Raw genomic sequence first — 19,640 nt, 5'->3', positions numbered from 1 at the left:
TGCGCCATCATCGTGCTGGAAAAATAAACAGCCGCCTGCACCTGGCATCATAAGAATTCGATCTTGTATCCCAGCCCGTATTCCATCTGGCATCCCCACCTCAGACCGGTTGATTCACCGCTAACTGGCACGCTTCATGCACTAGCTGACAGGTACACTTTTGGCGAGGTAACCCATGTTTGACTCCTTATTAGACGAAGATGCCACCACGATGGCCGCTCTGATTCGCAGCGGGGACGTGTCGGCGTGCGAGCTGACCGTGGCGGCGCTGGCGCGGATGGAACAGCGGGAACCGGCGATACAGGCTTTTTGTACCCCGACGCCTGAACTGGCGATGGCACAGGCCAGAGCCGTGGATGCCCGACGGGCACGCGGAGAAACACTGGGCGCGCTGGCGGGCGTACCGCTGGCGGTGAAGGATTTAATCTGCACCGCAAACGTCAGAACCACCTCCGGTTCGGTGGCGTACAAAGATTTCGTGCCGGAAGATGATGACATCACGGTGGAACGGTTGCTGGCCGCCGACGCCATTCTGCTTGGCAAAACCACCGCACCGGAGTTTGGCTACAGCGGGGTCGGGCACAATCCGCTGTTTCCGTCGCCACGGAATCCCTGGGATTTGAGCATGACGCCAGGAGGGTCCAGCGCTGGTTCGGGTGCGGCGGTGGCGGCGCGGCTCTGCCCGATTGCACTGGGCAGCGACGGCGGCGGGTCGGTACGCATTCCGGCGGCGCACTGCGGTATTTTCGGCTTCAAGGCGTCGATGGGCCGGGTGCCGCTCTGGCCCGGCTGTCGTGATGAACGCTACCCCGGCGTGTCGAGCTGGGAGTCACTGGAGCACATCGGTCCGATGACGCGCAGCGTGCGCGATGCCGCGTTGATGATGTCACTGATGGCCGGACCAGATATGCGCGATCGCCACTCGATTCCCTGCAGCGATGTCGACTGGCTGGGTGCGCCACACCATCTGCCAGGCAAACTGCGCATCGCCTTCAGCGCGGATTTTGGCTATGTGGCCGTTGACCCGGAAGTGCGGGCAGTGGTCAGCGCGGCGGTGCAGCGTTTTGCCGCTGAAATCGGTGCTGAACTGGAACTGGCCGATCCGGGCTTCCCTGATCCGTCGGCGGCCTTTGGCGCGCTGGTGGCGATGGAGAGCGATCTCACCGGTATGCGCCGGATGCTGGCGGAGCAGGGCAGCGAGATGTCGCCGCATCTGGTCGCCATGCTGCAGCGCGACTGGCGGGCGGAAAACTTCACCGATGCCATCACCACCCGAAAAGCGGTCAGCAACTGCCTGTGGCGCTTTATGCAGCGCTTTGACCTGCTGATTACCCCAACGCTGGCGGTGCCGCCGTTTCCGCTGGGGATGCAGGGACCGGAGATCATTGATGGCCGCATGGTCCGCAGCGATCACTGGCTCTCGTTCTGCTACCCGTTCAACTTCACCGGTCAGCCCGCCGCGTCCGTTCCCGCCGGTTTTACTGCCAGCGGCTTGCCCGTCGGTCTGCAGATTGTCGGACGTCATCTTGATGATGCCTTAGTGCTGGCTGCCAGTGCCGCTTTCGAGCGCATTCAGCCGTGGAATCACCTTCAACCCGGAATCGCCCAATGAAAACGTCTACTACGCCTGCGCTGGAGCAGGAGTTTGAACATGAGCCGGTACCGCTGTCGCACCGTCATTCTACCCGCTCCGTCTCGGCCGTCTGGTTTGGATTTCCGATGATCCTCACCAATGCACTGTTTGGCGGCATCATCACCTGGCATCTGGGGTTCTGGCCTGCGCTGATCGCCATTCTGCTGGGAAACCTGGTGCTGTTCGCCTATGTCGGCGCGCTGAGCTGGTACGCCGGTAACAGCGGAATGAATTTCGCCCTGCAGGCCAGACGCACTTTTGGCAGCAAAGGCTACATCCTGGTCTCGGGTTTTCTCTCGACGGTGGTGATCGGCTGGTATGCCTTCCAGACCGGCCTCACTGGCACGGTCATTAATCAGACCTTTGGCTGGAATGCGCTGGCGGTGACGGCCTTTGCCATGATCCTCTATACCGGCATCACGTTCCTGGGCGTGCGGGCGCTGTCGGTGCTGGGGATGATCGCCGCGCCGCTGTTTGTGGTGCTGGGAATGGTGGCGCTGTGGCTGATTAGCAAGCAGCACGACTTCTCCGTGGTGACGCAGTGGAAGGGCAGCGCCAGCGCAGCCGGTGCAATGAGTATGGGCACGGCCGTCACCATGGTGGTGGCCGGTTTTGCTGACTCCGGCACCATGACCGCTGACTTTACCCGCTGGTCGAAGAATGGCCGCTCGGCGGTGATCGCCGCGTTCTCTGCCTTCCCGGTCGCTAACGTCATCTCTTACCTGTTCGGTGTGGTGATTGTGGCCGTGGGCGCAGCAGTTGATCCGCTGACCAATGGCGGCAACTTCCTGCCGATGCTGATGGGGCACAGCGCCTTTTTGTCGGTAGTGGCCTGCCTGTTTGTCTTTATCAATCTCGGATCGGTCTGCACACACTGCCTCTACAACGGGGCGGTGGGCTTCAGTCATCTGTTCAGCAGCAAAATGCGACTCTGGACGCTGATCCTGGGTGCCATTGGCGGCGTACTGGCGCTGGCGGGTGTCTGGTCTTACTTCCTGGAGTGGCTCAGCCTGCTTGGCATTGTGGTGCCGCCGTTTGGTGCGGTGATGATCGTGGATTTAATTTTTATGGCGCGCATCAGCGAGCAGCGTCCGGCGCAGCGTTTTCGTGGTACTGCGTTTGCCGCCTGGGCGATTGGCAGCCTGTGTGCGGTGATCGCCCACGTCGCTTTCCCTCAATTTGGTGAAGCGGTTATTGGTCTGGTAACCGCCGCCATCAGCTACAGCGTGATCAGCAGAATGCGCATGCCGCGCCCGGTAATGGAGAACAGCAATGCCCGACTACAGCGTTAATTCAACCCCCTATGCCTGGCCGTTTGACGGCACTTTTACGCCGGCTGATACCGCGCTGATCGTGATTGATATGCAGACCGACTTCTGCGGCGTGGGCGGCTATGTCGACAGCATGGGCTATGACGTGAGTCTGACCCGCGCGCCCATCGCGCCGTTGCAGCAGGTGCTGGCGGCGATGCGCGTCCGGCAGTTTCCGGTTATTCATACCCGCGAAGGGCACCGGCCCGATCTCAGTGATTTGCCCGCCAACAAACGCTGGCGCTCGCGGCGAATGAACGCCGGGATTGGGGATGAGGGACCGTGCGGCCGTATTCTGGTGCGCGGTGAACCGGGCTGGGAGATTATCCCGGAGCTGGCACCGCTGCCGGGTGAAGTGGTGATTGATAAGCCGGGTAAGGGATCGTTTTATGCCACCGATCTGGAGCTGATATTGCGCAGTCGCGGCATCCGTAATCTGATCCTCACCGGCATTACCACCGACGTCTGCGTCCACACCACGCTGCGCGAAGCCAACGATCGCGGCTTTGAGTGCCTTGTGCTGTCTGATTGCTGTGCTGCGACCGAGCAGCGTCATCATGAGGCGGCGCTGAGCATGATCCATATGCAGGGCGGCATCTTTGGCGCGGTCGCCCATTCTGCCGCGCTGCTGGATAGCCTGGGGGTTTAATTTCCCGCAACAACGGGTGAAGGGTGATGTTGATCTTCTGATCTCAGATGCATCACGCAGCCGGAAAGCCTGAGCACAACGTTGCGCTCAGGCTTTCCACATCAGCGATCACTCGTGCTGCGCGTTGTCTGGCGCAATAGTTTTCATCAGTGCTGCGAGCTGATCGGCGGGCACCGCCTGACTGAACAGATAGCCCTGCAGCTGATTACAGCCTGCATCTGCCAGCGCAGACATCTGCCCTGGCGTCTCGACGCCTTCTGCTGTCACCATCAGGCCCATGGCATGACCCAGTTTCACCACCGATTCAACAATTGCCACTGAATTTTCCGCTACGCCCAGTGACTGGGTGAATGAGCGATCGATTTTGATTTTATCCACCGGAAAGTTACTGAGATAGTTAAGACTGGAGTAACCGGTGCCAAAGTCATCCAGCGCAATCCGGAAGCCCGCGTCACGCAGCTCCACAATAATGGCGCGTGCTTCACGTTCATCTTCGATTAACACCCCTTCGGTGATCTCCAGTTCCAGACGCTCCGGATCGCCGCCGTTCTGACTGACAATCGCCATCACCCGCTCAACAAAGCCTGTAGAGCGAAACTGCACCGGCGAGACGTTGACCGCCACCAGCAGTTCGGGAAAACGCTGCTGAGTGACGCAGGCTTCAGCCAGCACCCATTCGCCCAGCGGAATAATCAGGCCGGTCTCTTCGGCAATCGCGATAAATTCAGCGGGCGCAATCAGGCCGCGGGTCGGATGGTGCCAGCGCAACAGCGCTTCGATGCCCACCATCTGCTGACCGCCAATATCCATCAGTGGCTGATACCACACCTCCAGCCCCTGATGGGTATGCAGCGCCGTACGCAGGTCGGCAGCGATAGTCTGTCGGGTCCGCACCGACTCATCCATCGCCCGTTCAAACTGACGATACGTGCCGCGCCCGCCGCTTTTGGCCTCATACAGCGCAATATCCGCTTTGCGCATCAGTTCCAGCCGATCAACCCCATCTTTGGGTGCCAGCGCCAGTCCGATACTGGCACCACTCCAGACATCGCTGCCAAACAGCGTAAAAGGCTCACTCAGTTCATCGATAATGCGCTGCGCCAGGCTATGCACCTGGCCGATATTATCGACATCTGGCATCACCACGATAAATTCATCACCGCCGATGCGTCCTACCGTATCGCTGGCCCGCACAATACGGCTCAGGCGCTGTGCGACCGCGATGATCAGTTCATCTCCGGCGTGATGACCGTGGGTATCGTTGATGGTTTTAAAGCGGTCGAGATCGATCAGCAGCAGCGCCACCCGCTGATCGTGGCGCGTCGCCAGAGCCAGCGCCTGGGTTAAGCGGTCTTCGACCAGTGCGCGGTTTGGCAGGCCGGTCAGCACATCATGAAACGCCAGATGCTGTGCCTGAGCCTCCGACGCGCCGAGCCTGAGCATGGATTGCGAGAGGTTCACCGACGAGTTCCAGAGTCGCCGCACCATATAAAGGCACAGCAGGGATATCGCCAGTACCGCCAGCCCGGTAGATGGCCCGATGGTGCGCAGCATCTGCGCACCGGGACGGGAGGGGATCCAGTTCAGATAGCCAACCGCTTCACCCGCCTGGGCGATCAGCAGATAGCGCGCGCCGGTTCCCGGCTGTGGCGTGCCGTCGGAGAAGTGCAGTCCCTGCAGCTGATTGCGTTCCGCCAGGCCCGCCAGATAGCCGTCATCAAGAAATTTCAGGCTCACCAGCCGGAAACGCGGCAGGGCATTATCATCCCTCTGGATGTTACCCACTGCCAGCGCGGCGGCACGGTTTGTCACACGGGCATAATCGGCGTTATCCTGGCGCACCGGATCGTTGACCAGCGGGCTTTGCAGCACCTCACCAATCAGCGGGTCATCTTCAGGTGCAGAGACCGGCTGGCCTTCGCGCCAGACTCTGACGTTTTGATTTTGCTGGTCCAGCACCAGAATCAGCTGATGGCCGAACATCTCATACAGCCACAGCCCAATGTTCTCATCCAGCCACCTGCTGCTGTTGCCCTCTGCCAGATGCTGCTCAAAGGGTCCCCAGCGCGACAGGCTACGCAGCTGGCGCAGATGCTCATTCAGACTCTGTGAAAAAGAGGCTTCAATCATCCGTTGCTGCTGATGCCGGGCCTCTGTATTGGTGAGTGAGGTACCAACAAAGAGCGCAGCGCCTGCACCTACAAACGTCAGCAGTAAGATAGCCACGAGCGGCACCAGGACTTCACGCAGGAAACTGCGACGAAAATCAGAGGAAAGTTTAAGGGTGTTAATCATATTGTTGTTTTTCTCAGCAGCAGGGGAACAGCTTAAAAATTAGCAGATTGCACAAAAACGTCCACGCAAAGCCTTACGCTTAGTGATTCTGTCAATTTTTTGTTGCCGGATGGCCAGGGCAGGCTAAAAAAGGGGAGTGAAAAAGTGGCTGTGTTGTATCAGATATTTTAATGATGTTGGACTGGCCGGACGGTGACATGAGGGCTGCATTCTGCATCCCTGTCAGTAGCATAAGGCTGGCGCGCGACAGCCTCTCTGGACACATCACCGCGCATTTACTGTTAACTTCGCCGCGATGGTTCATACTCATGTGCGCTGATTGTGTTACGAACGGATAGCCGTGAAGACAACGGTTACTGAGTTTGTCACTTATCTGACAGCCTGAGGTTGTCAGCTTACTATAAGGGAAAATAATGCCATTGTTATTCGGTGAGTTATCTGGTTTCCCGTCATGGGTGCCTGTTGTATTACTCGTCTCGCTCTCTTTTGTGCTGGGATTTCTGGCCCGCCTTATCCTGCTCCGGTTCATCCGCTACTGGCAGATTCGTGACAGAAAACTGTTCAAATCCCTTGAGAAGCATCTTAGCGGCTCGATGTTCTTTTTTATTCCGTTATTAATGATTAATGTCGGCGTTAACTACATCGATTTTCAACCGGAATCTCTCTCTTTAATCACCAATATCATCAATGTCTTTATTATTATGTCATTTTGCTCGGTCTTAATCCGGCTGACCAACGTGGCGCAGGATATGCTTTATATCCGCTATGACATTAATATTTCCAATAACCTTCGTGCGCGTAAAATTCGCACGCAGATTATCTATGTCAAAAAAGTGGTTATTGTCATCCTGGTTCTGTTCTGTGTTTCGCTGATTCTGCTCAGCTTCCCTGGCGTCCGGAAATTCGGCACCACCATTCTGGCCGGTGCGGGTGTTGCCGGTATCATTATTGGTTTTGCGCTGCAAAAGTCGCTGGTCAATCTGTTCGCCGGTATTCAGATCGCCTTTACCCAGCCTATTAAAATTGATGATGCGGTAGTGGTAGAAAAAGAGTGGGGCTGGATTGAGGAGATCAACCTGACCTATGTGGTGGTGCGCATCTGGGATTTGCGTCGGCTGGTGTTGCCGATCACCTACTTTACCGAAAACCCGTTTCAGAACTGGACGCGCAATAACGCCCAGATCTTAGGCTCGGTGTTTCTTTACGTGGATTACTCCATGCCGCTGGAGCCGCTGCGCAAGCACTTTGAAAAAGTGCTGAGTGAAACCAAGCTCTGGGATCAGGAAACCTCTGTGCTTCAGGTGACCGACACCACCGAGAAAACCATGACCATCAGGATGCTGATGACCGCGCAGAACTCGCCGATCGCCTTTGATTTACGCTGTTATGTGCGTGAGAAGATGATTGAGTTTATTCAGCAGAATTACCCGGAAAGCCTGCCGCAGGTGAGAGCATCACTGACGGATACCGGGCGTGAGAAGGTGGGAATAGGGACGGCAGAATAGGGGCAAGCTGGGAGCGGCAGTCTGCGTGGGTGTGTGCATCCTGATGGCTGTTGCTCCGTTGTTCTTTCAGGGCAGGCGATGGTGTCTTTGTCCGCATGGTGTCTGAAGCGGACATAATTGTTTTGGCCATCTTCTGGTAAACCCGATGTCTGCAGAAGAAGCTGCAGACATCAGCCTGACTCAGTTAAAAGCTCACCCACGGATCGCTTGAAACTTTTTCTTTTACCTGAACAGACGGTATGGCCGGGGAGCGTAAGTCTGTCACGACCGCACCAGTCTGCAACCTGAACCGGCTGGTAATCGCACTTAACGATTTAACCTGTTCCTCCAGTACACCCGTAGCAGCAGCAGAAGCCTGAACCAGCGTGGCGTTCTGTTGGGTCACACTGTCCATTTCGGTTACAGCCGTGCCGATCTGATTTATTCCCTTACTCTGTTCAGAAGACGCTGCTGCAATCTCTCCCAGCAGCGAGGTCACGCCGGTCACATCGCTGATAATTTTTTCTGTTGTCAGCGAAACCTGAGCCACTTTCTGCTCACCCAGACCGACGTTCAGATTGGATTCAGCAATTAACTTTTCAATTTCCCGCGCAGACTGTGTGCTGCGTTGTGCAAGCGTGCGAACTTCGTTAGCAACCACAGCAAAACCGCGACCCTGGTCGCCTGCACGTGCTGCTTCTACCGCTGCGTTCAGTGCCAGAATGTTTGTCTGAAAGGCAATGCTGTTTATTACGGAGGTAATTTCACTGATGGCCATTGCGCTGGTTTTGATGTCTGCCATCGTGCGCACCACTTCCCGCATTGCCGCGCCGCATTCCGAAGCGGTTCCGGAAGCCGCAGAGGCCGAGTCGCTGGCGACTGAGGCATTACCGGCGTTGAGTGAGACAGTAGACGAGAGCTCCTCCATGCTCGCCGCGGTCTCTTCGAGCGCTGCCGCCTGTTGCTCCGTGCGGCTGGAAAGACTGTGGTTGCCGTCGCTTATCTGCGTGGTAACGCGAGCCACTTCGCTTACGCCATTGACGATTTCACTGACCATCGTTTTCAGGCCAAGCTGCATATTTTCAAGCCCCTGCAGAAGCCTGCCCATTTCATCGTTGCGGAGATTGTGGAACTCCGATGTCAGATCGCCGGCACCAATGGCTGCCGTTACTTCGCCAGCACGACGCAGGGGCTTGATCAGCACATTTTTCAGTACCACCGCCACAATGACTGAAGCCAGGATAAAGAGTATGACCGACACACCCGCAGCAACATAAGCAATGTGCGTATCGGTATCGGCCTGTTGGGTGATGTTTACGGCTGACTGTTTATGTATGGCAATAACCTTGTCCAGCGGAACGCGGTAAGCCTCATCAAGTGCCACGACTTTTGTACCAGCAAGCATCAGAAAAGCGGGTACATCCCTTTTCTGCAGCGCGGTGAAAAGGGCACCAACGCCTTGCTGAGTGTAATCGTTGTAGCGTGCGGCCAGCTCCCGTGACAGTTCCGCTTCACCGGCCATTTTTGGTGCAGCCTGATAGGCCTGCATAAAGCGCAAGCCGCCATCATAGTAAAATCTGGCCTGGGCCAGCGCGGCATTAAACGCCTCTGGATTGCTGCCGTCAGCATAAGGAACAGCGGCCAGCAGTGTGGTGCGAGCGGCACGTATCCAGTTCGTCGTGTCAGCGACGCCAAGGGTTGCAGAAACTTCATGGTTGAGATTTTTGAGAGATTCCGCACTGCGATTCAGATAGATCACACTCAGCAATGAAGAAGCAAGAAAGACAAAAAACAGAAACAGTCCGGATAACGTCAGGATCGTGGTGAGACGTGTATTTTTCAGCATGGCAGTAAAGCTCCAGGTAAGATGTCTTACGATTATCGGCCTGGAGCAGCCAGAGATTACTCACGGTTATTAACCAACGGCAGTGCAAAAATCGCGCATAAATTTAAGAAGGCAGGCTTCAGTAAAAATAAAATGACAATTTAAAATTATGATGTTGAATCAGATGGTTTATTTATTTTTTAAGGTTTTGAATATTCAGATTAACTTAAAAAATAGTGGAAAATTACAATGTTAATTTGAGAGGGAATGATGGAATACCATCAAAAGGGCATCAGAATTTTGCCAGCCGGGATGCTTTTTGATTCAATTATCTGCGACTTCTACTCTTTTTCAGTTTTTGAAAAAGCCTTTGGGACATGATCAACTGTTCAGGAATTACGTCCGTTTTCTCTCATTGAGTACCTGACCCTGGTTACCTCATTAATCCTCTCCAGAACGTGCTGATATTGCCGCTTAAGCTGAGGGAATAGCGTGGCTACTTCTGTTTTACCGGTTTTAATCCCTGAGGGTAGGCAGCCTCAGGGATTAAAACATTTTGCCGTTAAGGGTGCGGGCTAAACGCGGTCAGGGCTAAATGCTCGTCTGGAGGATGATATCAACACACTCAGCAGGCGATAATTCAGCCGTATCCAGCTTCAGATGTTCTCTGCTCCACGGTTCATAAACACGATGCACAACGGCTTGCCAGTCAGGCACTTTTAAGCCAGGGATATCTGAGATTCTGTTCTCTACACGCGCACGATGCTGTTCGGGATCCGAACAGAGGATTTCAATTTCCAGAAAGGAAACACCTGATGATAGTGCGATATCACGAAAACTATCACGTACCAGGTTAAGGTCATTCACCGAGTCAGTGATAACAGGTAATCCCAGTCTGAGATTGTCCCGCGCAAGCTCATAAAGGATGAAGTAGCCTTCAGGGCCAATATCCCTGAAAGTTGCTGAACTATTACGCAGAGCCTGTTCAACTGTGTCGACGCGTAAATACACCGCTTTTAATTTTTCAGATAACATTTTAGCGATAGTGCTTTTTCCGCAACCCGGAAGGCCACTAAAGATGTAGAGCATAACAACTCCTGTTTTAACCTGCGCTCCAGTGCTAAAGCAGACACATTGATACATCAATCTGCGCGAAATTATGCGAACCCGTGTCGGATGATCGCCGCCCTATGTCAGCAGCGGACAGTGTTTATTCCACTTCTGCCCGGCTATTCATCTGGCAGTGCTTCAAGGTCTGCGGAGATAATTGCCGGTAGGTTTTGAGTAATCTTTTCTACCGGCCAGTCCCACCAGGCCAGCTTCTCTAGTCGGGATATGGTTTCATCGGTAAAACGCTGCCTGATCACTCTGGCCGGGTTGCCACCCACAATCGAATAGGCCGGGACATCCGACGTCACAACAGAACGTGACGAGATTATTGCGCCGTTGCCGATTTTAACGCCTGGCATAATCAGCGCCTGATAACCCACCCATACATCATTACCAATCACCGTATCGCCTTTATAGGGCAGATCGCCGGCCTGAGGCTGGGCTGTTTCCCATCCATTTCCGAAAATGTAAAACGGAAAAGTGGAGAAACCTGCCATGTTATGGTTTGCCCCGTTCATGATGAACTGAACGCCTCTGGCTATCGCGCAGAATTTACCCATGATCAGTTTGTCACCAATAAAGGGGAAGTGATAAAGGACATTGCGCTCGAAGTTTTCTGAGTCTTCAGGATCATCATAATAAGTAAAATCCCCGATTATGATGTTGGGGTTTTTCACCGTATTTTTGATAAAACAAACCTGTGGGAAACCTTCCATTGGATGGGGATTGGTGGGATCCGGTCCGTACATATTCTCTCCTTAAGCGCAACGTTAGTTCGTTCCAGTGTACACCATGAAACCCGTCGTTCCTTTCGTGCAAGCCCGGTCTTCATTATCTGCTCATCGCGCGCCGGTCCCGGCTGTATTGCCGGCTCCAGTTTCCTCTTTCCGGGGTGGGTCCGGCAGAGATTCGGCTGATATACAAACGGCTGTTAATTCTCTTTGTGTGCAAAGAAATCTGATTCCTGTAAATTAAATTTTTCTGCATTCTGATAAAGAGTTTTACATGCTGACCGGACTCAATCACCTCACCCTCGCAGTTAGCAACCTGGCCAGTAGCCTGAATTTTTATACGGAGACCCTGGGATTCATCCCCAAAGCGGCATGGGATCACGGCGCTTATCTTTCGCTGGGTGAACTCTGGCTCTGTCTCTCTGTGGATACTGTCTCTGCTGGAAATGATTACACACACTATGCATTCACTATTGCTGGTGACGAATTTGATGCGTTCGTTGAGCGATTGAGAGCGGCGGGTGTGACAGAATGGAAGCGCAATAAAAGCGAGGGGAACTCCTTCTACTTTCTGGACCCCGATGGCCACAAGCTTGAAATCCACGATGGCGATCTTGAGAGCCGTATCAGAGCCTGCCTTGCTCAGCCTTATCAGGGAATGACGTTCTTCTGATTGATTGACTCCCGGCCCGGCAGAGGAAATGATCGCTTAAGCGGGGGCTATCACCCCATGCCCGGCGGTTTCCTGCCAGTCACTCACCCTGACAAGCACTCCTCATTTTTCAGCCACCACATTCACCTCTCCTTCACCCCCGCGTCACGGTTCTGTCATCTGATCCCCTCAAGCTAACACCATCCCGCAGCGTCTTTTCACTGCGTTCCCACTCTGTAACCCGTGAGGATTTCATCGTGATGGAGTTATCCAGACATCCGACCACTGTCTATCAGGCTGTTGCCGCACAACTGGAGCAGGCGCTCAAAGAGCGCTACCGCTGCGGCGACTATCTTCCTTCCGAGCAACAGCTGGCCGATCACTATGAGGTGAATCGCCACACGCTGCGTCGGGCGGTGGATGAGCTGGTGCACAAAGGGCTGCTGCAGCGCCGTCACGGCGTCGGCATCCTGGTTTTGATGCGCCCTTATGACTATCCGCTGCATGCCCAGGCGCGATTCAGCCAGAACCTGCTGGAGCAGGGCAGTCATCCCACCAGCGAACGGCTGCTGGCGGTGCTGCGTCCGGCCAGCAACGACGTTGCCAATGCGCTGGGTGTGAAAGAGGGCGACAACGTCATTCATCTGCGCACCCTGCGTCGCGCCAACGGCGTGCCGCTCTGCCTGATCAACCATTTCCTCGCCGACCTCAGCTGGTGGCCACAGCTTCAGCAATTTAACAGTGGATCGCTGCACGACTTCTTAGTGGAGCACACCGGCAAGCAGCTGGTGCGCACCCAGACCCGCATCAGCACCCGCCGGGCGCAGGCCAAAGAGTGTCGGCAGCTCGACATCGCGCTGCATTCGCCGCTGCTCTGCGTGCGGACCCTGAACAAAACCAGTGATGGTGCGGTGGCGGAATACTCCGTCAGCCTGACGCGCGGCGACATGATTGAACTGACTCTGGAGCACTAATGGAACAGCAAACGGATCGCCAGCGCTGGCTGTCGGTGCTGGCGCACAGCAGCGCCGCCTTGCTTGAGACGCACTGGCAGGCGCTTAACCTCCAGCCCGCCTTTACCCTGATCCGTCCGGCAGAGATCGGGCTGACGCGGTTGCAGGCGCGGATGGGGGCCACCGGCAAACGCTTTGTGATGGGTGATGCCACGGTGACGCGCGCGGTGGTGCAGCTCAGCGACGGCACTCTGGGTTACAGCTACCTGTTAGGGCGCGACAAAGCCCATGCCGAACGCTGTGCCCTGCTGGATGCGCTTTTACAGCAGCCGGAAACCCGGCAACTGCTGGAAGAGAAGATTATTACCCCGCTGGCGGCGTGGCGCGATGAGCAGCGACAGCTGCGCGCCCGCGAGATCGCCAGCAGCAAAGTGGATTTCTTTACGCTGGTTCGCGGAGATAACTGATGACTTTACTGGCAAGTTTTAACCATCCGGTGGCGGATGCGCAGCGCGCGTTTCGCCGCATTCTGAAAGCGATGAGCGAACCGGGCGTGATGGTCTCGCTGCCGCTGCAACAGGGCTGGGGCGCACTGTCACCGGCGGCCACGGCGCTGCTGCTGACGCTGGTCGATCAGGAAAGCCCGGTCTGGCTGGATGCGGAAATCGACAACGAACAGCTGCGCAACAATCTGCGCTTCCATACCGGTGCGCCGATCACCACGCAGCAGGATGCGCCTTTTGCCCTGAGCCATGCGGCGGCGCAGCCCGACCCGACGCAGTTCGCGGCCGGTGACAACATGTCACCAGAAAAAAGCACCACGCTGATTATCGAAGTGCCGTCGCTGAATGGCGGCCTGACGCTGCGCCTCTCCGGCCCTGGCCTGCGCGAAACCCGCGCCATCGCGCCACAGCTGCCCGAAAGCGTGCTGGAATATCTGCGCACTCGTCCACATCCGTTTCCACAGGGCGTGGACCTGATCTTCACCTGTGGCGAAGCGATTATGGCCGTGCCGCGCACCACCGTTGTGGAGGTGTGCTGATGTATGTCGCGGTAAAAGGGGGCGAAAAAGCCATTGCGAACGCCCATCAGTTGCAGGCCGATCTGCGGCGCGGCGATCGGGCGTTAGCCGAACTCGGCTGCGATCAGGTGGCGCAGCAACTGGGACTGGCGGTGGATCGGGTGATGACCGAAGGAGGAATTTACGATCCTGAGCTGGCGGCGCTGGCGATTAAGCAGGCCAGCGGCGATCTGGTCGAGGCGATCTTTCTGCTGCGCGCCTATCGCACCACGCTGCCACGCCTGGCGGAGAGCACGCCACTGGCGACCGGTGCGATGCGCATCGAACGCCGCATCTCGGCGGTCTATAAAGATCTGCCGGGCGGCCAGGTGCTGGGACCAACTTACGACTACAGCCACCGGCTGCTCGACTTCACGCTGCTGGCCAATGGCGAAACGCCTGCCGCGCCGCGTGACGATCGTTCGGTGCCTGACCAGTGCCCGCACATGTTCAGCATGATGAGCAATGAAGGGCTGGCCGCCGCCGAGATGGATGACGGCAGCGAGCCTGTCGATATCACCCGCGAGCCGATGAGCTTTCCCGCCTCACGCGCCGCGCGCCTGCAACAGCTGGTGCGTGGCGACGAAGGCTTTCTGCTGGCGCTCGGCTACTCGACCCAGCGCGGCTATGGCCGCACCCATCCGTTTGCCGGCGAGATTCGCACCGGCTATCTCAGCGTCAGTATCTGTCCCGAAGAGCTGGGTTTTGAGCTGGAGATCGGTGAGCTGCTACTGACAGAGTGTGAAATGGTCAACGGCGTTGCCCACAGCGACGACACGGCGCCGCACTTTACCCGGGGCTATGGGCTGGTGTTTGGCCGCGCCGAACGCAAAGCGATGGCGATGGCGCTGGTGGACCGGGCGCTGCAAAGCCGCGAACAGCATGAGCGTGTTACCAGCCCGGCGCAGGACGAAGAGTTTGTGCTGTCGCACGCCGATAACGTGGAAGCCGCAGGCTTTGTCTCGCATCTCAAGCTGCCGCACTACGTCGATTTCCAGGCGGAACTGGAACTGCTGAAACAGCTGCAGCACGATTATCAGGAGCGCACCCATGGCTGAACTCACCGGCTATAACAACGGCTATCTCGACGAGCAGACCAAACGCACTATCCGCCGCGCCATCCTGAAAGCGGTGGCGATCCCCGGCTATCAGGTGCCGTTCGCCGGACGTGAGATGCCGATGCCCTACGGCTGGGGCACCGGCGGCATCCAGATCACCGCCAGCGTGATTGGCGATCAGGATGTGCTGAAGGTGATCGATCAGGGCGCAGATGACACCACCAATGCGGTGTCGATCCGCCAGTTCTTTAAGCGGGTCAGCAATGCTGCCACCACCGAGCGCACCGCCGATGCCACCCTGATCCAGACCCGTCACCGCATCCCGGAAACGCCGCTGGAAGAGGATCAGATCCTGATTTTCCAGGTGCCGATTCCGGAGCCGCTGCGCTTTATCGAGCCGCGTGAAACCGAAACCCGCACCATGCATGCGCTGGAGGAGTACGGCATCATGCAGGTGAAGCTGTATGAAGATATTGCCCGCTACGGCCACATCGCGACGACTTACGCCTATCCGGTCCGGGTCAACGATCGCTACGTGATGGATCCTTCGCCCATTCCCAAATTCGACAACCCGAAGATGCACATGATGCCCGCGCTGCAGCTGTTTGGTGCCGGGCGTGAAAAGCGCATCTACGCCTTGCCGCCTTACACCCGTGTGGAAAGCCTGGACTTCGACGATCATCCGTTCACCGTGCAGCAGTGGGATGAACCCTGCGCGCTGTGCGGCTCGCACCACAGCTATCTCGATGAGGTGGTGATGGACGATCAGGGAACGCGGATGTTTGTCTGCTCCGACACCGACTTTTGCCATCAGCAGCAGGAACAGCAACATGCACAGTGAACAGCCGCTGCTTGCGGTGAACCAGCTCACCCATCTTTATGCGCCGGGCAAAGGGTTTGAGCAGGTCAGTTTTGATCTCTTTCCCGGCGAAGTGCTGGGCATTGTCGGCGAGTCCGGCTCCGGTAAAACCACGCTGCTGCAGAGCCTGTCAGCGCGTCTGACGCCGCAGCAGGGCAGCATTCTTTATCAGAACCGCGACCTCTATCAGATGAGTGAAAGCGATCGCCGTCGCCTGCTGCGCACCGAATGGGGCGTGGTGCATCAGCATCCCATGGACGGGCTGCGTTCGCAGGTCAGCGCGGGCGGCAACATCGGCGAACGGCTGATGGCGACCGGACAGCGCCACTATGGCGATATCCGCGCCGAAGCGAGCCGCTGGCTGCAGGCGGTGGAGATTAATGCCGGTCGCATCGACGATTTGCCCACCACCTTTTCCGGCGGCATGCAGCAACGGCTGCAGATCGCCCGGAACCTGGTGACGCAGCCGCAGCTGATGTTTATGGATGAGCCTACCGGCGGACTGGATGTGTCGGTGCAGGCGCGACTGCTGGATCTGCTGCGGACGCTGGTACGCGAACTGAATCTGGCGGTGGTGATTGTCACCCACGATCTCGGCGTGGCGCGACTGCTGGCGCATCGCCTGCTGGTGATGAAGCAGGGGCGGGTGGTGGAGAGCGGTCTGACTGACCGCGTGCTGGACGACCCTCATCATCCTTACACTCAACTGCTGGTCTCTTCGGTGCTCAATTAAATGACAACTATCACTCCGCGCCTGCGGGTAGAGAATTTGTGTAAAACCTTTGTGCTGCATAACCAGAACGGCGCGGCGCTGCCGGTGCTGCACAACGCCAGCCTGACGGCAGGCGAGGGCGAATGCGTGGTGCTGCACGGTCACTCCGGCAGCGGTAAATCCACACTGCTGCGCGCGCTTTACGGCAACTATCAGCCCGACAGCGGCCATATCCGGGTCGCGCATCAGGGCGAGTGGATCGACATGGCGCAGGCATCGGCGCGCCAGATTATCGCCCTGCGCCGCGACACGCTGGGCTGGGTCAGCCAGTTTCTGCGGGTGATCCCGCGCGTGCCGACGCTGGAGATTGTGATGCAGCCGCTGCTGGAGCGCGGCGTCGAGCGCGCCTTCTGTGAAGCACGTGCCGCCGAACTGCTGACCCGGCTCAACGTGCCGCAGCGTCTCTGGTCGCTGGCCCCGTCCACTTTCTCTGGCGGAGAGCAGCAGCGCGTGAATATCGCCCGCGGCTTTATCGCCGACTATCCGGTGCTGCTGCTGGATGAACCCACCGCCTCGCTCGACAGTGTAAACAGCGAGGCGGTAGTGAGCTTAATTGAACAGGCGCGCGCCCGTGGTGCCGCCATCGTCGGTATTTTTCACGATCGGGCGGTGCGCGAGCGGGTAGCTGACCGGCTGCACCTGATGCACCCAATCGAGACAGGAGCGCAGGCATGATCATCAATAACGTCAGACTGGTGCTGGAAAACGAAGTGGTAACCGGATCGCTGGAGTTTCGCGACGAGCGCATCAGCAGCTTCAGCGAAACCACCAGCCAGCAGCCGGGCGCGCTGGATGGCGAAGGCGCCTGGCTGATGCCGGGTCTGGTGGAGCTGCACACTGATAACCTCGACAAGTTTTTCACGCCGCGACCAAAAGTGGACTGGCCGGCACACTCGGCGATGAGCAGCCACGATGCGCTGATGGTTTCCAGCGGCATTACCACGGTGCTGGATGCGATTGGTGTCGGGGATGTGCGCGACGGCGGGCACCGGCTGGATAACCTCAGCAAGATGATCGACGCCATCCGCGACAGCAACCGCAAAGGACTGAACCGGGCCGAGCATCTGCTGCATCTGCGCTGTGAACTGCCGCATCCCACCACTGCGCCGCTGTTTGAAGCGCTGATGGGCACGCCGGAGCTGGCGCTGGTGTCGCTGATGGACCATTCACCGGGACAGCGTCAGTACGCGTCCCTGACGAAGTATCGCGAATATTATCAGGGCAAATATCAGCTCAACGACACGGAGATGGATCAGTTCGAGCATGACCAGCTCACCCTGGCAGCAGAATGGTCACAGCCCAACCGTCAGGCGATTGCCGGACTCTGCCGGGAACATGGCATCGCCATTGCCAGCCACGATGATGCCACCGCGGCGCACGTTGAAGAGTCTCATGCCGCGGGCAGCCGCATCGCGGAGTTTCCTACTACGCTGGAGGCGGCACGCGCCTCGCGTTATCGCAATATGCAGGTGCTGATGGGCGCGCCTAACATCGTGCGCGGCGGCTCGCACTCCGGCAACGTCGCTGCCTGGGAGCTGGCGTCACACGGCCTGCTGAATATTCTCTCCTCCGATTACTATCCGGCGAGCCTGCTGGATGCAGCGTTCCGGCTGGCAGATGATGAGCGCAACAGCCTCGGCATGGCGCAGGCGATCGCGCTGGTCACCTGTAACCCGGCGCGCGCCTTAGGGCTCGAAGATCGCGGGGTGATCGCCGAAGGCTGCCGCGCCGATCTGGTGCTGGCGCACACCGCACACGGCTACCCGCACGTGCGGCACGTCTGGAGCAAAGGCCGGCAGGTGTACTGATGGTGCGGCTGATCTGGCTCACCGGTCCTTCGGGTTCGGGTAAAGACAGCCTGCTGGATGCGCTGCGGGCGGCACCTCCGCCACGGCTGCTGATCGCCCATCGCTACATTACCCGCGCCGCCGATGCGGGCGGCGAAAACCATGTGGCACTGACCGAGGCGGAGTTTGCCCGCCGCGCCGCGCTGGGACTGTTCGCGGTGAGCTGGCAGGCGCACGGTTTCAGCTATGGTATTGGCTGTGAGACGGAGCAGTGGCTGCTGCGCGGGCAGAATGTGGTGGTGAATGGTTCGCGGCTGCATCTGGCGCAGGCGCAGGCCCGTTTCGGCTCGCAGCTGCTGCCGGTCTGTCTGCAGGTCACACCCGCCGTGCTGGCAGCGCGGCTGCGCCAGCGCGGACGGGAAGATGAGGCGGAGATCGCCCGGCGGCTGGCGCGCGCCGCACAGCCACAGCCCGATGGCTGCCTTATCCTCAACAACGACGGCGCGCTGGCGGATACCGTGTGCCTGCTGCGTCAGATACTGGAGGCGCATCAATGAAACTCTCTTATCCTGGCACCGGCGGAGACAGTCCGGCATCGACATCCGCTACCAAAGGTGCATCAATGAAACTCACTTTTCTGGGTACTGGCGGGGTCACTGCCGCACCGCTGTCGGGCTGCGCCTGTCGCGCCTGTCAGCGGGCGCAGCTCAACAGTGGCTACGCGCGTGCACCCTGCAGCGCGCTGATTGAGTTTGGTCGCGAGCGCATCCTGCTGGATGCCGGTCTGCCGCTGCTGGCGTCGCGCTTCCCGCCCGGCACGCTGACGCGCATTCTACTGACTCACTACCACATGGATCATGTGCAGGGGCTTTTTGCACTGCGCTGGGGAGTGGGCGCGCCGATTCCGGTCTGGGGTCCACCCGATCCGCGAGGCTGTGACGATCTCTATAAACATCCAGGCCTGCTCGATTTCCGTCCCGCCTTAACGCCGTTTGTAGCACACGCCTTTGGTGAACTGCAGGTTACGCCGCTGCCGTTGCAGCACTCGAAGCTGACGCATGGCTATCTGTTCGACTGGCACGGCACCCGGCTCGCCTGGCTGTGTGATACCTGCGGATTGCCACCCGACACCGCCGACTTCCTGCGCGGTCAGCCGCTGGACCAGCTGGTGATTGACTGCAACGATCCGCCGCAAGCAGAACCGCGTAACCATAATGATGTGACCCAGGCGCTGGCGATAGCAGAGATGCTCCAGCCGCGTCAGACCTGGCTCACCCATCTCAGTCATGAGATGGATAACTGGTTAGCTGAGAACCCGTTGCCGGACGGTGTGCTGGCTGCCCGTGACGGCCAGACATTGCTGTGCGGCGCGCACTGGCCTGTCACGGTTTGATCATCTGACTGTCATCTCGTGTTCATCGCGTCACGCCTTAATAACCCGCAGAACGCAATCAGCGATGAC

General features: G+C 57.8%; 19 protein-coding genes. 15 read left to right on the top strand and 4 right to left on the bottom strand.

The features are described from left to right. Positions 1 to 175 precede the first annotated feature (175 nt). Genes AFL22_RS01475 through AFL22_RS01465 form a run of 3 tightly spaced genes read left to right on the top strand, consistent with a single transcriptional unit; the run spans position 176 to position 3,592 of the window. Positions 176 to 1,612, top strand: a complete 1,437-nt coding sequence (locus AFL22_RS01475; protein ID WP_052270625.1) for an amidase family protein — start codon at positions 176 to 178, stop codon at positions 1,610 to 1,612. Continuing rightward, positions 1,609 to 2,925: a cytosine permease gene (locus tag AFL22_RS01470; protein WP_033778901.1), complete on the top strand. Its 1,317-nt coding sequence runs from the start codon at positions 1,609 to 1,611 to the stop codon at positions 2,923 to 2,925. Before AFL22_RS01475 ends, AFL22_RS01470 begins: the two co-directional genes overlap by 4 nt. Further along, on the top strand, positions 2,906 to 3,592 hold the full coding sequence (locus AFL22_RS01465) for an isochorismatase family cysteine hydrolase (protein ID WP_052270624.1): 687 nt from the start codon (positions 2,906 to 2,908) through the stop codon (positions 3,590 to 3,592). The genes AFL22_RS01470 and AFL22_RS01465 overlap by 20 nt, the downstream gene beginning before the upstream one ends. Before the next feature lie 108 nt (positions 3,593 to 3,700). Here the strand turns inward: AFL22_RS01465 and AFL22_RS01460 are convergent, their stop codons facing one another. Next, entirely contained in the window at positions 3,701 to 5,887 is a 2,187-nt protein-coding gene (locus AFL22_RS01460) for an EAL domain-containing protein (protein ID WP_052270623.1), read from the bottom strand. 413 nt (positions 5,888 to 6,300) lie between these two features. On the opposite strand from AFL22_RS01460, the gene AFL22_RS01455 reads away from it, so the two are divergent. Then, positions 6,301 to 7,392 carry a mechanosensitive ion channel domain-containing protein gene (locus tag AFL22_RS01455; protein WP_033758264.1) on the top strand — a complete coding sequence of 364 codons (1,092 nt, stop codon included), beginning with the start codon at positions 6,301 to 6,303 and terminating at the stop codon, positions 7,390 to 7,392. A gap of 184 nt (positions 7,393 to 7,576) precedes the next feature. On the opposite strand, the gene AFL22_RS01450 is transcribed toward AFL22_RS01455, so the two are convergent. From AFL22_RS01450 to AFL22_RS01440, 3 genes are all read right to left on the bottom strand, one after another. Continuing rightward, positions 7,577 to 9,217 (bottom strand): methyl-accepting chemotaxis protein, encoded by a 1,641-nt coding sequence (locus AFL22_RS01450; RefSeq protein WP_052270622.1) that lies wholly within the window; start codon positions 9,215 to 9,217, stop codon positions 7,577 to 7,579. 570 nt (positions 9,218 to 9,787) lie between these two features. Beyond that, positions 9,788 to 10,285, bottom strand: a complete 498-nt coding sequence (locus AFL22_RS01445) for an AAA family ATPase (protein WP_052270621.1) — start codon at positions 10,283 to 10,285, stop codon at positions 9,788 to 9,790. Between the two features lie 140 nt (positions 10,286 to 10,425). Continuing rightward, positions 10,426 to 11,055, bottom strand: coding sequence for a Vat family streptogramin A O-acetyltransferase (locus AFL22_RS01440; protein ID WP_010670891.1), 630 nt, complete (start codon positions 11,053 to 11,055; stop codon positions 10,426 to 10,428). A gap of 256 nt (positions 11,056 to 11,311) precedes the next feature. On the opposite strand from AFL22_RS01440, the gene fos reads away from it, so the two are divergent. From fos to phnP, 11 genes are all read left to right on the top strand, one after another. Beyond that, entirely contained in the window at positions 11,312 to 11,710 is a 399-nt protein-coding gene (gene fos, locus AFL22_RS01435) for a fosfomycin resistance glutathione transferase (protein WP_033772097.1), read from the top strand. A gap of 239 nt (positions 11,711 to 11,949) precedes the next feature. Then, positions 11,950 to 12,663 carry a phosphonate metabolism transcriptional regulator PhnF gene (gene phnF, locus AFL22_RS01430; protein WP_010247805.1) on the top strand — a complete coding sequence of 238 codons (714 nt, stop codon included), beginning with the start codon at positions 11,950 to 11,952 and terminating at the stop codon, positions 12,661 to 12,663. Then, positions 12,663 to 13,109, top strand: coding sequence for a phosphonate C-P lyase system protein PhnG (gene phnG, locus AFL22_RS01425; protein WP_010247802.1), 447 nt, complete (start codon positions 12,663 to 12,665; stop codon positions 13,107 to 13,109). Before phnF ends, phnG begins: the two co-directional genes overlap by 1 nt. Further along, a complete protein-coding gene (gene phnH / locus AFL22_RS01420; RefSeq protein ID WP_010247799.1) occupies positions 13,109 to 13,684 on the top strand; it encodes a phosphonate C-P lyase system protein PhnH in 576 nt (191 codons plus the stop codon). Before phnG ends, phnH begins: the two co-directional genes overlap by 1 nt. Further along, positions 13,684 to 14,760 carry a carbon-phosphorus lyase complex subunit PhnI gene (locus AFL22_RS01415; protein WP_052270620.1) on the top strand — a complete coding sequence of 359 codons (1,077 nt, stop codon included), beginning with the start codon at positions 13,684 to 13,686 and terminating at the stop codon, positions 14,758 to 14,760. Before phnH ends, AFL22_RS01415 begins: the two co-directional genes overlap by 1 nt. After that, a complete protein-coding gene (locus tag AFL22_RS01410) occupies positions 14,753 to 15,601 on the top strand; it encodes an alpha-D-ribose 1-methylphosphonate 5-phosphate C-P-lyase PhnJ (protein ID WP_052270619.1) in 849 nt (282 codons plus the stop codon). Before AFL22_RS01415 ends, AFL22_RS01410 begins: the two co-directional genes overlap by 8 nt. Continuing rightward, positions 15,591 to 16,352, top strand: coding sequence for a phosphonate C-P lyase system protein PhnK (phnK, locus tag AFL22_RS01405; RefSeq protein WP_052270618.1), 762 nt, complete (start codon positions 15,591 to 15,593; stop codon positions 16,350 to 16,352). The genes AFL22_RS01410 and phnK overlap by 11 nt, the downstream gene beginning before the upstream one ends. Then, on the top strand, positions 16,353 to 17,066 hold the full coding sequence (gene phnL / locus AFL22_RS01400) for a phosphonate C-P lyase system protein PhnL (RefSeq protein WP_022624938.1): 714 nt from the start codon (positions 16,353 to 16,355) through the stop codon (positions 17,064 to 17,066). Next, complete coding sequence (gene phnM / locus AFL22_RS01395; protein ID WP_033778919.1) at positions 17,063 to 18,199, top strand: alpha-D-ribose 1-methylphosphonate 5-triphosphate diphosphatase; 1,137 nt, start codon at positions 17,063 to 17,065, stop codon at positions 18,197 to 18,199. Before phnL ends, phnM begins: the two co-directional genes overlap by 4 nt. Beyond that, complete coding sequence (gene phnN, locus AFL22_RS01390; protein ID WP_033758248.1) at positions 18,199 to 18,735, top strand: ribose 1,5-bisphosphokinase; 537 nt, start codon at positions 18,199 to 18,201, stop codon at positions 18,733 to 18,735. The genes phnM and phnN overlap by 1 nt, the downstream gene beginning before the upstream one ends. A 65-nt stretch (positions 18,736 to 18,800) precedes the next feature. Next, the gene (gene phnP / locus AFL22_RS01385) at positions 18,801 to 19,571 is read left to right on the top strand and encodes a phosphonate metabolism protein PhnP (RefSeq protein ID WP_052270693.1); all 771 of its coding nucleotides are present in this window, start codon (positions 18,801 to 18,803) and stop codon (positions 19,569 to 19,571) included. Positions 19,572 to 19,640: the final 69 nt, after the last annotated feature.

The sequence above is a fragment of the Pantoea sp. CFSAN033090 genome (assembly GCF_001264395.1).
GTDB classification, from domain to species: Bacteria; Pseudomonadota; Gammaproteobacteria; order Enterobacterales; family Enterobacteriaceae; genus Pantoea; species Pantoea agglomerans.
The sequence above is the reverse complement of the archived record's forward strand: the minus strand, read 5'-3'. Positions and strand labels throughout refer to the sequence as shown.